This is a genomic window from Methylobacterium sp. E-012 (assembly GCF_057836545.1).
In genome coordinates this window covers 5,553,538-5,566,576 of record NZ_JBYQEY010000001.1, presented here as the reverse complement: position 1 = coordinate 5,566,576, position 13,039 = coordinate 5,553,538, and the positions used below count along the sequence as shown (strand labels likewise).

General features: G+C 69.8%; 17 protein-coding genes. 5 read left to right on the top strand and 12 right to left on the bottom strand.

The annotated features are described in order from the left end of the window. Positions 1 to 47: 47 nt before the first annotated feature. The 3 genes from AC3IF1_RS26695 to AC3IF1_RS26685 form a co-directional block, all read right to left on the bottom strand. Positions 48 to 179: a hypothetical protein gene (locus AC3IF1_RS26695; protein ID WP_279598123.1), complete on the bottom strand. Its 132-nt coding sequence runs from the start codon at positions 177 to 179 to the stop codon at positions 48 to 50. Positions 180 to 224: 45 nt separating this feature from the next. After that, positions 225 to 503, bottom strand: a complete 279-nt coding sequence (locus AC3IF1_RS26690; protein ID WP_489220041.1) for a hypothetical protein — start codon at positions 501 to 503, stop codon at positions 225 to 227. 161 nt (positions 504 to 664) lie between these two features. Continuing rightward, complete coding sequence (locus tag AC3IF1_RS26685; protein WP_489220040.1) at positions 665 to 1,078, bottom strand: response regulator; 414 nt, start codon at positions 1,076 to 1,078, stop codon at positions 665 to 667. A 197-nt stretch (positions 1,079 to 1,275) separates the two neighbouring features. Here AC3IF1_RS26685 and AC3IF1_RS26680 point away from each other — a divergent pair, with 197 nt between their 5' ends. Continuing rightward, positions 1,276 to 2,139: a transglutaminase family protein gene (locus AC3IF1_RS26680; protein WP_489220039.1), complete on the top strand. Its 864-nt coding sequence runs from the start codon at positions 1,276 to 1,278 to the stop codon at positions 2,137 to 2,139. Between the two features lie 147 nt (positions 2,140 to 2,286). Next, positions 2,287 to 3,342: a hypothetical protein gene (locus AC3IF1_RS26675; RefSeq protein ID WP_489220038.1), complete on the top strand. Its 1,056-nt coding sequence runs from the start codon at positions 2,287 to 2,289 to the stop codon at positions 3,340 to 3,342. Positions 3,343 to 3,349: 7 nt separating this feature from the next. On the opposite strand, the gene tgt is transcribed toward AC3IF1_RS26675, so the two are convergent. Both tgt and queA read right to left on the bottom strand, forming a co-directional pair. After that, complete coding sequence (gene tgt / locus AC3IF1_RS26670; RefSeq protein WP_243964986.1) at positions 3,350 to 4,486, bottom strand: tRNA guanosine(34) transglycosylase Tgt; 1,137 nt, start codon at positions 4,484 to 4,486, stop codon at positions 3,350 to 3,352. After that, positions 4,483 to 5,547: a tRNA preQ1(34) S-adenosylmethionine ribosyltransferase-isomerase QueA gene (queA, locus tag AC3IF1_RS26665; protein WP_489220037.1), complete on the bottom strand. Its 1,065-nt coding sequence runs from the start codon at positions 5,545 to 5,547 to the stop codon at positions 4,483 to 4,485. The genes tgt and queA overlap by 4 nt, the downstream gene beginning before the upstream one ends. 98 nt (positions 5,548 to 5,645) lie before the next feature. Between queA and AC3IF1_RS26660 the strand changes: the two genes are divergently transcribed. The 3 genes from AC3IF1_RS26660 to AC3IF1_RS26650 all read left to right on the top strand — a co-directional run bounded on the left by AC3IF1_RS26660 (position 5,646) and on the right by AC3IF1_RS26650 (position 7,232). After that, positions 5,646 to 5,894 (top strand): hypothetical protein, encoded by a 249-nt coding sequence (locus AC3IF1_RS26660; RefSeq protein WP_243964988.1) that lies wholly within the window; start codon positions 5,646 to 5,648, stop codon positions 5,892 to 5,894. Between the two features lie 4 nt (positions 5,895 to 5,898). After that, the gene (locus AC3IF1_RS26655) at positions 5,899 to 6,120 is read left to right on the top strand and encodes a hypothetical protein (protein ID WP_489220036.1); all 222 of its coding nucleotides are present in this window, start codon (positions 5,899 to 5,901) and stop codon (positions 6,118 to 6,120) included. A gap of 224 nt (positions 6,121 to 6,344) precedes the next feature. Then, positions 6,345 to 7,232, top strand: a complete 888-nt coding sequence (locus AC3IF1_RS26650) for a cation diffusion facilitator family transporter (RefSeq protein WP_243964990.1) — start codon at positions 6,345 to 6,347, stop codon at positions 7,230 to 7,232. 10 nt (positions 7,233 to 7,242) lie between these two features. On the opposite strand, the gene AC3IF1_RS26645 is transcribed toward AC3IF1_RS26650, so the two are convergent. From AC3IF1_RS26645 to AC3IF1_RS26615, 7 genes are all read right to left on the bottom strand, one after another. Further along, on the bottom strand, positions 7,243 to 8,499 hold the full coding sequence (locus AC3IF1_RS26645) for an SfnB family sulfur acquisition oxidoreductase (protein WP_489220035.1): 1,257 nt from the start codon (positions 8,497 to 8,499) through the stop codon (positions 7,243 to 7,245). 40 nt (positions 8,500 to 8,539) lie between these two features. After that, on the bottom strand, positions 8,540 to 9,655 hold the full coding sequence (gene sfnG / locus AC3IF1_RS26640) for a dimethylsulfone monooxygenase SfnG (protein WP_489220034.1): 1,116 nt from the start codon (positions 9,653 to 9,655) through the stop codon (positions 8,540 to 8,542). 301 nt (positions 9,656 to 9,956) lie between these two features. Further along, positions 9,957 to 10,718 carry an SURF1 family protein gene (locus AC3IF1_RS26635; protein WP_489220033.1) on the bottom strand — a complete coding sequence of 254 codons (762 nt, stop codon included), beginning with the start codon at positions 10,716 to 10,718 and terminating at the stop codon, positions 9,957 to 9,959. Next, the gene (locus AC3IF1_RS26630) at positions 10,715 to 11,089 is read right to left on the bottom strand and encodes a DUF983 domain-containing protein (RefSeq protein WP_489220032.1); all 375 of its coding nucleotides are present in this window, start codon (positions 11,087 to 11,089) and stop codon (positions 10,715 to 10,717) included. Before AC3IF1_RS26630 ends, AC3IF1_RS26635 begins: the two co-directional genes overlap by 4 nt. A gap of 145 nt (positions 11,090 to 11,234) precedes the next feature. Further along, on the bottom strand, positions 11,235 to 12,095 hold the full coding sequence (locus tag AC3IF1_RS26625) for a cytochrome c oxidase subunit 3 (protein ID WP_243964998.1): 861 nt from the start codon (positions 12,093 to 12,095) through the stop codon (positions 11,235 to 11,237). A 154-nt stretch (positions 12,096 to 12,249) separates the two neighbouring features. Beyond that, a complete protein-coding gene (locus AC3IF1_RS26620) occupies positions 12,250 to 12,861 on the bottom strand; it encodes a cytochrome c oxidase assembly protein (protein WP_489220031.1) in 612 nt (203 codons plus the stop codon). Between the two features lie 10 nt (positions 12,862 to 12,871). Continuing rightward, positions 12,872 to 13,036 (bottom strand): hypothetical protein, encoded by a 165-nt coding sequence (locus tag AC3IF1_RS26615; protein WP_243965001.1) that lies wholly within the window; start codon positions 13,034 to 13,036, stop codon positions 12,872 to 12,874. Between the last annotated feature and the right edge of the window lie 3 nt (positions 13,037 to 13,039).

Here is a 13,039-nt window from a genome sequence, read left to right as displayed (position 1 = left end):
CGCATCCCCGCGGCCGGTCCCCCCGATGGGTCGACCGGCCGCTCGATTCAGCCTCGTCCGGCCGTCTTCATGGCGCCAGCGACGGTGCCCTTGGTCGACGGGGCCGCCGCGTTGGTTTTCGGCACGGGGGCCTTCGGCTTCTTGGTCTCGCGGTTTCCGCGTTTCTTTTCGGTCGCCATGGTCTTGCTCCTGGAGGAAAAGTCGCTGGCGGAACGGTGCCGCCCTCAGGGTCGGATCGTCGGCTCGTCTCCGAGCAGCCGGATCGAGTTCGCGATCGGATTATCGAGGGCGCCGAACACCGCGACGAGGCGATCGCTCGCCCACAGTTCAGCACGATGCCCCTCGACCAATCCGACCGCCTGACGCTCGGCGTCACCGTCGTTGCGGGCCGTGATGATGCAGGTCGTGAGCACGCTGCCGCTCGGGGCGAACCGATGCACCTGATAGATCCGGCGTGCATGCCGCGACCGGGGCTTGGCGGGGAATTTGATGAGGTCTGCCACGCGCGCCTGTCCATCGCAGGCGGGGGCACGGGCCCTCAGCCACCGGAGCCTGGATCAACCGTTCCGGCAGTCTCGATAGTCTGCACCGGCGAGGCACACAAAGATAGCCCTGAACCCGGCTTCCGGCCTGCCAACGCAGCCAGACACTCGCGGCATTGCGCCTACGACTTCCTGAGCTGGTCGGGATGCTTCTCGTCCGGCATCGTCTCGCGCACATGGCGCCGGACGATCTCGGGACTGAATGGTTTACCGATGAACGTCGCGCCCTTGGGCAGGTCCCCCGGTCCGGGCTTCAGCCGACCCGAAGCGACGACCACCGCGATGTGCGGCCACCGCTCCGAGGTGACCCGTGCTAGGTCGAAGCCGTCTGCCTCCCCCGGCATCTGGACATCGGTGAACAGCAACTGCACCGCACCGTGGTGCCGATCCAGCACCTTCAGCGCCTGGGCGACATTCATCGCCTCCAGCACCTGGAAGCCCGCATCCTCCAGGATGCTGGTCGCCTCCATCAGGATCAGGGCGTCGTCATCGACGACGAGGGCGTGGGGCGCAGCGCCCGGATTAAAATGGTTCACTGACTTCAACGCGTACGAGGGGCAATGCGGTTGCGCCCAAGACAAAATAGATTTGTCGCACCCGCCAGGTTTGACGTGCATCTTCAATATGCGACGACCGCTCTATAGAGATGTAAGCCTATGGTCGGTGCCGTGCTAAGCTGACCGCAGGCGGTCGGGACACCCAGCCTCGGCAGCGCCAGATTCGGGATGGTCCGTTGGTCGAGATCAGCATCAGGCACCGGACCACATACCGCTATCGCCAGCCGGTTACCCTCGGGCCGCACCGGCTGATGATGCGGCCCCGGGAGAGCCACGAGCTGCGCGTGCTGTCGAGTACCGTCACCCTGTCACCGGATGCCGCCGTCACCTGGGCTCAGGATGTCGCCGGCAACGCCGTCGCGACGGCGACGTTCAGCTCCGAGGCCGACAGCCTCGCGGTGGAGTGCCTGTCCCGGGTGGTGCTGTCCGCCGCCGCCTACCCGGTCTTCGCCATCGCCGCCTCGGCGATCACGTTCCCCTTCCGCTACACCGACGACGAGTGGACGGATCTCGGGGCGCTGACGATCCTGCAATATCCGGACGGCGCTCCGAGCCTGCGGGACTGGGCGCAGGGCTTCGTGGCCTCCTACCCGACCGACACGCTATCGCTGCTCAAGGACCTGAACGCCGGCGTCGGGAACGCCATCGCCTATCAGGTTCGCGAGGACGAGGGCATGCAGTCCCCGAGCCAGACCCTGTCCCTCCGGATGGGCTCCTGCCGGGATCTCGCGACGCTCCTCGTCGAGGCGGTGCGCAGCCTCGGCTTCGGGGCTCGGGTCGTCTCGGGCTACCTTCACGACCCGTCGCGGATTCTGCTGGGCTCGGCGGATTCCGGGGCCACGCATGCCTGGGCGGAGATCTTCCTGCCGGGCGCGGGTTGGATCACCTTCGATCCGACGAACCGGAGCGTCGGCGGTGCCAACCTGATCCCGGTGGCCGTGGCCCGCGACATCCGGCTGGCCATGCCCCTGGTGGGAAGCTACCTCGGACCGGCGGACGCATTCCTGGACATGTCCGTGGCGGTCAGCGTCGGCGGATAGCGACCGGCGGATCGTCCGAAAGCCGCTCACGGCCTGTCGGGGCGATACCGCCGGCGCGCGACGTTGGACGCATGGGCCTTGGAACGCATGGGCCTCGGAACGCATGGACCTCGGCGGCGACGTGCCGGACGGGTAAGAATGCCATCCATGGCATCGCGATCGCCGGAACACCTTCAGGACGAAGCGGGCTGCGCCGCGGCTTGGTCGCGCTTTGCCCGCAGCGTCATCGCCATCGCGGCGTTCCTCGGCGTGTCGGCGATCGCGTCCGTGGCGATGCTCGATCCCTACGGATTGCGCGCGGCGCCGGGCCACCCACCCGGCCCGATCATGGATGCCAACCAGCGTCTGGCCTACCCGCAGATCGCCCGCGGCGGCGCCTTCGACGCGGCGGTCTTCGGCACCTCGACAGCCCGGCTGCTCGATCCGGACGCCCTCGACAGGGCCTTCGGCGCACAATTCGCCAACCTGGCCATGAACGCCGCCACCCCGGACGAGCAGCTCCACCTGGCCGCGCTGTTCCTGGCGCGGCGGCCGGTGCGCGCCATCCTGTTCGGGCTCGACGCGACCTGGTGCGCGGCCGATCCCCCCGCCCGCACCGCGAACGCGTTTCCGGACTGGCTCTACGCGGAGGGGGCGCCGTGGGGCGTGTTGCGGCAGGTCAACCTGCGGTCCGTCACGGCGGCGGCCCGGGTCGGGCTCGCGCGTTTCGGGCTGGCCCGCCCCCGAATCCGGTCGGACGGCTACGCGGTCTTCACCCCGCCGGAGGATCGCTACGATGCCGCGCGTGCCAGGGCCCATATCCGAGTCGGCGCCGCCGATCCGGCCGCACCCGCCGATCCGCCGGACGCGCCCATGCCAGCGCTCGATCGCCTCGACCGGTTCCTGGGCGGCGTGCCCGCGCAGGCGCTGAAGCTCCTGGTCTTCATGCCGGTCCACGCGGTCGCGCAGGGGCCCCCCGGGACGGCGGCGGGCCGGCGCGAGGCGGCCTGCAAGGCCCGGGTCGCCGCGATCGGAACCCGGCATGGCGCGACGGTGGTGGATTTCCGGATCGCCTCACCACTCACGACCCGGGACGCGAACTACTGGGACGCGCTGCATTACCGCGTGCCGGTGGCGGCCCGGATCGTTACGGATCTGAAGGCCGCGGCCGCGACCGGTGCGGAGGACCCGGCGGGGGTCTATCGGGTGCTGGCCCACCCGTGAGGCGGTATCACGCGGCGGCCCGCTCGGCCCGTGCCCAGCCCTCGCGGGTACCGCTGCAGTAATCCGCGAAGGTTCCCGCCCGGATCGCCGCCCGGGCGCCTGCCATCAGGTCCTGGTAGTAGGCGAGGTTGTTCCAGGTCAGCAGCATCATCCCCAGGATCTCGTTCGACCGGACCAGATGATGCAGGTAGGCCCGGGAATAGTCCCGCGTCGCCGGGCAGGCCGAGGCCTCGTCGAGGGGCGCCGTATCTTCGGCATGGCGGGCGTTGCGCAGGTTGACCCGGCCGTGGCGCGTATAGGCGAGGCCGTGGCGGCCGGCGCGGGTCGGCATCACGCAATCGAACATGTCGATGCCGCGGGCGACCGCGCCGAGGATGTCGTCGGGCGTGCCGACGCCCATCAGGTAGCGGGGCTTGGCCTGCGGCAGGTGCGGCTCGACAACCTCGATCATGGAAAACATCACCGCCTGCGGCTCGCCCACCGCGAGGCCGCCGACCGCGTAGCCCTTCAGGTCGAGGTCGGTGAGTGCCCGGGCGCTCTCAACCCGCAGGGCCGGGACGTCACCGCCCTGCACGATGCCGAACAGGGCCCGGCCGGGCTGCTCGCCGAAGGCGACGCGGCACCGCTCGGCCCAGCGCAGGGACAGGTGCATGGCCTTCTCGATCGCCCCGTGCTCGGCCGGCAGGCGCACGCATTCGTCGAGCTGCATCTGGATGTCGGAGCCGAGCAGTCCCTGGATCTCGATGGAGCGTTCCGGGCTCATGTGGTGGGCGGTGCCGTCGATATGCGAGCGGAAGGTCACGCCCTGCTCGTCGATCTTCCGCAAAGCGGACAGCGACATCACCTGGAAGCCGCCGGAATCGGTCAGGATCGGCCGGTCCCAATTCATGAAGCGGTGCAGGCCGCCGAGGCGGGCCATGCGCTCCGGGCCGGGGCGCAGCATCAGGTGATAGGTGTTGCCGAGCACGACGTCGGCGCCGAGGTCGCTGACCTGCCCGGGATACATCGCCTTGACGGTTGCGGCCGTGCCCACCGGCATGAAGGCTGGGGTCCGGATCTGTCCACGCGGCGTCGTGATCGCGCCGGTGCGAGCCGCGCCGTCCTGCGCCAGCAGGGTGAAGCCGAAGGGGGCAGGGTCGGTCATGGCAGATCCGCGCGCGGGCCGGTGAAGAGCAGGCTGGCGTCGCCGTAGGAGTAGAAGCGGTAGCCCGATCGGATCGCGTGCGCGTAGGCCGCGCGCATCGTCTCCAGGCCCGAGAAGGCCGAGACCAGCATGAACAGCGTCGAGCGTGGCAGGTGGAAGTTCGTCACCAGGGCATCCACCGCCCGGAACCGGTAGCCCGGGGTGATGAAGATGTCGGTGGCGCCGGAATAGGCCGAGAGCCGTCCGTCCGGTGCCGCGGCGCTCTCCAGCAGGCGCAGGGCCGTGGTCCCTACCGCGACGATCCGGCCGCCGGCCGCCCGGACGGCGTTGAGCGCCTCGGCGGTGGCCGCGTCCAGATAGCCGACCTCCGCGTGCATGCGGTGGTCCGCCGTATCCTCGGCCTTGACCGGCAGGAAGGTGCCCGCGCCGACATGCAGGGTGACGTGGTTGCGCTGCAGCCCGGCCGCGTCGAGATCCGCGAGCAGCGCCTCGGAGAAATGCAGCCCGGCCGTGGGGGCCGCGACCGCGCCTGGGCTCCGGGCGTAGACCGTCTGATAGTCGGTCACGTCCCGCGCATCGGTGGCGCGCTTGCCGGCGATGTAGGGCGGCAGCGGCAGGGCGCCCTCGGCCGCGATGGCGGCGTCGAGGGCGGCGCCCGCCCGGTCGAAGTCGAGCACCACCTCACCGGCCTCGCCCTTTCCGGCAACCGTTGCGGTCAGGTCGCCGAAGCGCAGCGTGTCGCCGGCGGCGAGCCGCTTGGCCGGGCGGGCGAAGGCGCGCCAGCGCGCCGGCCCTTCGCGCAGATGCAGCATCGCCTCGGTGCGCTGCCCGGGGGCGCCCGGCCGGGTGCGCAATCCGTGAAGCCGCGCCGGGATCACCCGGGTGTCGTTGAAGACCAGGGCGTCGCCGGCCCGCAGGGTGCCGGGGAGGTCGCGGACGGTCCGGTCGTCCGGCGGCGCACCCGGCCGCACCACCAGAAGTCGCCCGGCATCGCGCGGCTCGGCCGGGCGCAGGGCGATGCTGGTCTCCGGCAGGTCGAAATCGAACAGGTCCACGCGCATCGCGGGCTGCCTGCACTGAACCGCACGCGGTTTCAACCGCGGAACCGCAGCCGAGCGGGCCCGTTTCCGCGTCATCTGAGATGCGAGACGCCCCGCCGATGCCCTGGTACGCCGTGCGACCCCGCGACGACGCCGATCCACGCTGGCCCCTGCCGGGGAAGCCGGAGATCGTCCTGAAGGCTGCGGGTCCGGACGAGGCCCGGGCGAAGTTCGAGGAGGCCTATCCGAGCCAGCCCTTCGGCAGCCCGTCCATGCCGGTGCCGGATACCGGCGCCGGCAGCTTCCGCGGGGATCCGGAGGCGCTGGTCGTGTCCGAGACAAGCGAGCCGCCCGCACCGCGGGATTAGGGTCATGGCAGCCCCCGACCGCCCCCGGCGGGTGACCCTCGATGGGCAACTTCTCGGCTACTGGGAGCGCGAGGCCCTGCGCCTCGAAGCCCTGGCGGCCGCCGCGCGCTTCGCCTGGCAGCGCCGCCAGTTCCTGCGCAAGGCGGAGGCGGCCCGTGCCAAGGCGGCGCCCAGCCGCCAGCGCGAGGCCGAGCGCAGTCCGGAATCGGGGACGAACCCGTCTTAGGCATCGTCCCGAACAGTGTGGCCCTCGCCATCCTGGGCGACACGCGGAAGCCCTTTCGAGGGGTGGCGGTACTGCAACGTGCAGAGAGCCCGCGCCCGATAACCGAGGGTTCCAAGTCGGTTCTTAGCCCAGGCTAAGATCCTTTCGACAGCGTTGAACCTTTGCCGTGGCCTGGGGCCAGCTTCATGCCGTATGGGCGCGCCGACCCCTGATCGGCACTGCCCATGGACCGCACCCAGAAAGCCGCACTCCTCAGCGCCGGCATCGGCCTCGCCGTCACGGCTCTGAAATTCTACGCCGCGTGGCTCACCGGCAGCCTGGCGCTGTACTCGGACGCGCTGGAGAGCATCATCAACGTCGTGGCGGCGATCGGCGCCTTCGTGGCCCTGCGGGTCGCGGCTCGCCCCGCGGACGAGGACCACCCCTACGGACACCACAAGGCCGAGTTCTTCTCAGCGGTCATCGAAGGCGCCTTGATTGCCGTGGCCGCGCTCATGATCTTGCGCGAATCCTTCTATGGGCTGCTCGCCCCCCAGCCCCTGGACGCGCCGGCCGTGGGTGTGGCGATCAATTTCGGGGCCGGGATCATCAACGCGGCCTGGGCCGTGGCCCTGATGCGCTGGGGCCGGCGGTGGCGTTCGCCGGCCCTGATCGCCGACGCGCGCCATGTCTTCTCCGACGTCGTGACGTCCTGCGGCGTCCTGATCGGCGTCGGCGCCGTGGCAATCACGGGATATCCGGTTCTCGACCCCCTCGTGGCCGGCCTGGTCGCGCTCAACATCCTGTGGTCCGGGTTCCGCATGGTGCGCGAATCGGTGGATGGCCTCATGGATCGGGCGGCCCCGCACGAGATGGTGACCCAGATCCGGGCGCTGATCTCCCAGCATGGGGAAGGGGCCCTGGAGGCACACGACGTGCGCACGCGCGCCGCCGGCCAGGCCACCTTCATCGATTTCCACCTCGTGGTCCCCGGCGCCATGACCGTCGAGGAATCCCACGCGATCTGCGACCGACTCGAGACCGCCCTGGGCACGACCATTCCCGGGGCGGTGGTGACGATCCATGTCGAGCCCGGCGAGGAGGCCAAGGGCCACGGATTGCCGGTGCTCTGAACGCCCCCCGTCAGCTCCAGGCGTGCAGCGGCGGGGCGACGCCGTTCAGGGCGTGATTGCCGACGATGGCGTATTTCCACCGGACCGGGTCGTGCAACGTATGCGTCCGGGCGTTGCGCCAGTGCCGGTCCAGGTTCTCGGCCGCCAAGGTCGAGCGCGTGCCCGAGAGCTCGAACAGCTTGTTGGAGGCCGCCAGGGCGACTTCGGTGGTCAGCACCTTCGCCTCGGCCACGGCGAGCTGGGCCGCCGCGACGGTCTCCGCGTCCGGCCGCGCCACCGCCGCGTCGAGGAGGAGACCGGCCCGGACCAGCAGCGCCTCGGCGGCATGCTGGCGGATGGTCAGGTCGCCAACCGCGTGGATCGTGTAGGGATCGTCGGCGGCGCGCTCCAAACCGCTGTCGACCCAGGGCCGCGCCTTGTCGCGGACGAAGCGGATCGTGTCGTCCAGAGCCTCCCGGCCGATCCCCGCATCCACGGCCGCCTGAATGATCTGGAACACCGCACCGTCGGTGGCCGGTGCCGCGTAGCCCTTCCAGGCGGGCACCAGATGCGTCTTGGGCACGCGCACGTCCTCGATCAGCACGGTGCCGCTCGCGGTGCCACGCTGGCCGAAGCTCGACCAATCGTCGATGACGGTCAGACCCGGCGCATCCCGCGCGGCGATGGCGTACCAGGCGCGGCCCTCCTCATCGAGGGCGACGATCGGAACGCGGTGGGCGAGGAGCGCGCCGGTCGCGTAGAATTTCTGGCCGCGGACCACGACGTGGTCGCCGTGATCTGTGAACCGGGTGTCGAAGTCGGCCGCCCGCTTGGTCCCCCGCTCCGAGAACGCGTTGCCGAATCGCGTTCCGCGCAGGATCTCGCTGAACAGCAGCCGCTGCTGCGCGTCGTTCGAGACGGTCCGGATCGCCGCCACGATGCCGAGATGGTTCTGCGCGATCTGCGCGATGGCGGGATCGGCCGCCGCAATGATCGCGATCACCTGCGCCAGCGTCCGGTAGGACAGTTCGGGGCCGCCATGGGCGCGCGGCACGTTGATCGACCACAGCCCGCTCTGGGAGAAGGCGTCGAGTTCGGCCAGCGGCCGCACGGCGCCGCGGTCGCGCTCCGAGGCGCCCCGACGGAAATCATCCGCCAGGCCCCGCGCGACGGCGAGCGCCTCGGTCTCGTCACGGATCACATGGGCCGGGGCGGGCGGCCGCACCGGGCCGGGGGCACCGCGGGCGCCGTGCGGTTCGAGGGTTCGTGCGTCGACGGCGATAGTCATGGCTCACTCCGGGCAAGCAGGGGAACGCGTCGCGGATCGGTCATGCCGCCTCCGCGCGCCGGGCCCGGGCGGCCTCCAGGGCGCGGACCCGCGGGATCACGTGCGCACCGAAATACGCCACCTCCTCCTGGAAATGCAGGAAGCCCAGGAGGGCGAGGTCGGCCCCGGCATCCTTGAGGTCCAGGATCCGCTCGGCGATCTGGTCGGGCGTGCCGATCAGGTTGCTCCGGAAGCCGTCATTGTACTGGACGAGATCCTCGAAGCTGGATTTCGCCCAATTGCCCTCGCCCTCCGGTGAGGCCTTGCCGGCGTTCTTGACCTCGTGGCCGAAGGCCTTCACGGCCTCCGGGTCGGCGTGATCGATGATCTCCCGGAGGACGGCGCGGGCTTCCTCTTCGGTGTCCCGGGCGATGACGAAGGCGTTGACGCCGATCCGCGGGCTGTTGCCGCTCTGCGCCGCCTTGGCTCGGATATCCTCGACCTGGATGCGGATATTGTCCGGCGTGTTGCCGTTGGTGAAGTACCAGTCGGAGACGCGGGCCGCCATGTCGCGCGCCGCCCGCGAGGAACCGCCCTGGAAGATCTCCGGAAGCGGCTGTGGCGGCTTCGGCTTCAACGTGTAGTCGCTATAGCGATAGAAATCGCCGCGGAAGGTGAAGTTGTCCTGCGTCCAGATCCCGCGCAGGCTGCGGATGAACTCCTCCGAGCGGCGGTAACGCTCGTCGTGATCGAGCCAGGGCTCGCCGATGGCGCGGAACTCACCCGAGAACCAGCCCGACACGATGTTGACCGCGACGCGACCCTCGGTGAGCTGGGCGATCGTGGCGATCTGCTTGGCCGCGAGCGTCGGGTTCCAGGGGCCGGGCAGGATCGCGGCGATGACCTTGAGCGTCGTGGTCGCCGCCAGCAGCGCATGGCTGAACGCCACCGATTCGTGCTGATACTCGGCGCCGTATCCGGCGGTGAAGCGGATCTGCGTCAGGGCGTAGTCGAAACCGGCCTTCTCGGCGATCTGCGCCAGCGTCCGGTTATACGCGGCTTCCCAACTCGTCCGCTGCGGGACCTTGCTGATCACCAGGCCCCCCGAGACGTTGGGCACCCAATAGGCGAAGCGGATCGGCTCGCGCTCTGCGTCTGCACTCTGATAGCTGGTCATCCGGCGCTCCCTGGCCTGCGCGGCACGACGTGCGGCGTCACCTTTGGTCGATCGCCGTGGACTGAATACACAATTCAGAAAATCGGCCGACCGCTCAAGACAATCGAAAATATTCCAGCCCCGGCTGCGCGGGTCAAAGGAACAGGTTGCTGTTTTGAGTGCGCCGGCGGCGACGTTCTTCTTCGCAGAACGGCGATCGGACCAGATTTGTCTCGGAGCCGACAACCGGCGGCCGTTGGGGGGACGGAGACGCGAATCTGGAGAACGGCGCGGCGCCGTTCCCCTGCCCGAGACGAGACCGCTAAGCGGCCCGCGGCGTATCGGTCTCGTGCAGGCGCCGCCACGCGAAGACCGAGAAGACCCCGATCAGGCACGCGGCGAGACCGAACCACGTGAACGCGTATTGCAGGTGGTTGTTGGGAAGGTCGACCCGCAACTGTCCGCCGCGCGGCCAGGAGGTCTGATTCGGCACCGCGTCGGCCTCGATCAGGTAGGGCGCAACCTCCGGGACGCCGCGGGCGGCGGCGATGCCGGCAACATCGCGATTGAACCACTCGCCGCGGGCGGGGTCTGCCTCCGGGACGAACAGCCCACGGGGCTCGCTGGCGCGCAGGATGCCGGTGACCGTCGTCGGGCCCTCGATCAGGCCGTCCCGCCGGTCGGACTGCGCCTTCAGCTCGGTCGGAACGAAGCCGCGATTGATCAGCACCATGCCGCCGTCCGCCCGCTCGAAGGGCGTCAGCACGTAATACCCCTGGAGGGCCCGGCCCGGCGTCTCGCCGGCGGCGAGGCCGTGGACCAGGGTCTCCCGGTCGTTGAGGAAGTGGCCGGAGACCTGCACGTGGCGGAACTCATCGCGGGCGGGATCCCAGGCGGCCGGTACGGGGGGCGCCACCGGTTCGGCCCGCGTCAGCCGCACGATCCGGGCGATGAGATCCTCCTTCCAGGCCCGGCGTTCGATCTGCCAGGTGCCGAGACTCAGGAGGATCGCCAGGGCGATCAGGGATGCGAGACCGGGCGCGATCAGGTCGCGCCACGGGCCCCGGGACGCCGCCGCGCTCACAGCTCGAAGCGCCCCTGCTCGGCCTTGTTGCTGAACTGCAGGGCAACCAGCATGCCCTTGAGCGGCCGGACCAGGATCAGGCTGAGACCGACCGACAGCGTCGTGGCGACCAGGGCGTGGACCCAGATCGGTGGCTCGTAGGTGATCTCCAGCCACAGGGCGAGGCCGACCACGATCAGGCCGACGATCGACATCACGAAGAAGGCCGGACCGTCGGCCGAATCGAACTTCGCGTAGTCGAGCCCGCAGGCCTCGCAGGACGGGCGCAGGGTCAGGAACCCCTTGAACAGGTGTCCCTCACCGCAGCGCGGGCAACGGCCCCGCAGGCCCGTGGGGATCGGCGGCGGCGGTGAATAGGTGCGTTGGTCCACGGGCACACTCCAGACCGATCCGAGGGGCCGCGACCGCGCCGCGTCCGGGTCGTCGCCCTCGATATGGGGATTCGCGGAACCGGGACACGAAAAAGGGCGGCCGGAGCCGCCCTTCGCAGGTCCGCCATGCAGCGGGAGGGGCCTCTCAGTGGGCGGCGCCGTGGAAGACGCCCGAGCCCCACACGTAGATGGCGGCGAACAGGAACAGCCAGACCACGTCGACGAAGTGCCAGTACCAGGCGGCGAACTCGAAGCCGAGGTGCTGGCGCGGGGTGAACTGCCCCGCATAGGCCCGGAACAGGCACACCGCCAGGAAGATCGTGCCGATGATCACGTGGGCACCGTGGAAGCCGGTCGCCATGAAGAAGGTCGACGAGTAGATGCTGCCAGCGAAGGCGAACTCGGCATGGCTGTACTCGTAGGCCTGGCAGGCGGTGAACAGCGCGCCGAGGATGATGGTCAGCCACAGGCCGTATTTCAGCCCCTTGCGGTCACCCTCCAGCATCGCGTGGTGCGCCCAGGTCACGGTGGTGCCCGAGGTCAGCAGGATCAGGGTGTTGAGGAGCGGCAGGTGCCAGGGGTCGAACGCCTCGATGCCCTTGGGCGGCCAGACGCCGCCCGTGAACTCCACCCGCGACGCCTGGATCGGGTCGGCGGTGTAGAGCGCGGCCTCGAAATAGGCCCAGAACCACGCCACGAAGAACATCACCTCCGAGGCGATGAACATCATCATGCCGTAGCGGTGATGGAGCTGGACGACCCGGGTGTGGTCGCCCGAATTGGCCTCGTGCGCCACGTCCTTCCACCAGGAGAACATGGTGTAGAGGACGCCGAGCGCGCCGGCGCCGAAGATGTAGGGGCCCGGGGTCAGGGTTCCGATCTGGAGGCTCTTCATCCAGAACACGGCACCGAAGGCCATCAGGAAGCCCGAGAACGCCCCGATCAGCGGCCAGGGACTCGGGCTCAGGATGTGAAAGTCGTGATTCTTGGCGTGCGCCTCGGCCATCGTCCCGTCGCTCCTCACCCGCGCGCCCTGCGCCGTTCCCGGCTTCCGGCCGCACGCTGCTGGCTGTTTGCTCTTGGCCGGGCGCGGCACGGACCTCGCCCAAGCTTGTCCGCACGTTTAGTCGGTGCGGGCCCGTGTTGTCACGCGCCCGCGATCAGAAATCCCGCTTCGCCCCCGTCGGCGCCGAATTGGCCACCGCCGCCGTGACCGGCTGGCCGTTCTTGGCCGCGAAGTAGGTGTAGGAGAGCGTCATCTCCGAGAGATGCGCGGTGTTCGAATCGTCGCGTACCGCCGGATCCACATAGAACACCACCGGCACGTCGAGGGTTTCGCCGGGCTGGAGCGTCTGCTCGTTGAAGCAGAAACAGGCGATCTTCACGAAGTAGCCGCCCATCAGACCGGGCTGGACGTTGAAGGTCGCGACGCCGGTCGTCGGCTTGGGGCCGGTGTTCTGCACCCGGAAGAACACCGTCTTGGTCTCGCCGAGCTTGGCCTCGACGCGATTCGCCTCCGGGGCGAACTTCCAGGGCAGGCCCGGCGCGACGTTGGTGTCGAAATGGACCACCATGCTGTCGTCGGCCCGGGCCGCGGAGGCGGCCAGCGCCGGACCCTGGCGGGGCGTGCCGTCGTAGCCGGTCGCCTTGCAGAAGGCGTCGTAGAGCGGCACCGACGCGAAGGCAAGGCCGACCATGCCGACCGCCAGACCGGCGCAGGCGATGGCGGTGCGCCGCGCGCCTTTTCCGACCTCCGAACGGGGTGCAGTCACAGCGGTCTCCTCAGAGCGGGCGACTCAGGATCTGCGGTCCGAGCTTCACGATCGTCAGGACGAAGAACAGCAGAACCCAGGCGCCGAGGGCCAGCGCGATCGCCACCGAGCGCTTCCGGCGGCGCGCCTCCTCCTCGGGGGTGAGGGGGCGGTACTGGATCTCGGGATCCGGCATGGC

Bases quoted from the DNA above. Each gene is read 5' to 3' on its own strand.
- AC3IF1_RS26615 (WP_243965001.1), bottom strand. From the start codon at position 13,036: ATGCCGGATCCCGAGATCCAGTACCGCCCCCTCACCCCCGAGGAGGAG.
- sfnG (WP_489220034.1), bottom strand. From the start codon at position 9,655: ATGACCAGCTATCAGAGTGCAGACGCAGAGCGCGAGCCGATCCGCTTC.
- AC3IF1_RS26645 (WP_489220035.1), bottom strand. From the start codon at position 8,499: ATGACTATCGCCGTCGACGCACGAACCCTCGAACCGCACGGCGCCCGC.
- AC3IF1_RS26695 (WP_279598123.1), bottom strand. From the start codon at position 179: ATGGCGACCGAAAAGAAACGCGGAAACCGCGAGACCAAGAAGCCGAAG.
- queA (WP_489220037.1), bottom strand. From the start codon at position 5,547: ATGCGCGTGGACCTGTTCGATTTCGACCTGCCGGAGACCAGCATCGCC.
- AC3IF1_RS26625 (WP_243964998.1), bottom strand. From the start codon at position 12,095: ATGGCCGAGGCGCACGCCAAGAATCACGACTTTCACATCCTGAGCCCG.
- AC3IF1_RS26660 (WP_243964988.1), top strand. From the start codon at position 5,646: ATGCCCTGGTACGCCGTGCGACCCCGCGACGACGCCGATCCACGCTGG.
- AC3IF1_RS26675 (WP_489220038.1), top strand. From the start codon at position 2,287: ATGGCATCGCGATCGCCGGAACACCTTCAGGACGAAGCGGGCTGCGCC.
- AC3IF1_RS26655 (WP_489220036.1), top strand. From the start codon at position 5,899: ATGGCAGCCCCCGACCGCCCCCGGCGGGTGACCCTCGATGGGCAACTT.
- AC3IF1_RS26650 (WP_243964990.1), top strand. From the start codon at position 6,345: ATGGACCGCACCCAGAAAGCCGCACTCCTCAGCGCCGGCATCGGCCTC.
- tgt (WP_243964986.1), bottom strand. From the start codon at position 4,486: ATGACCGACCCTGCCCCCTTCGGCTTCACCCTGCTGGCGCAGGACGGC.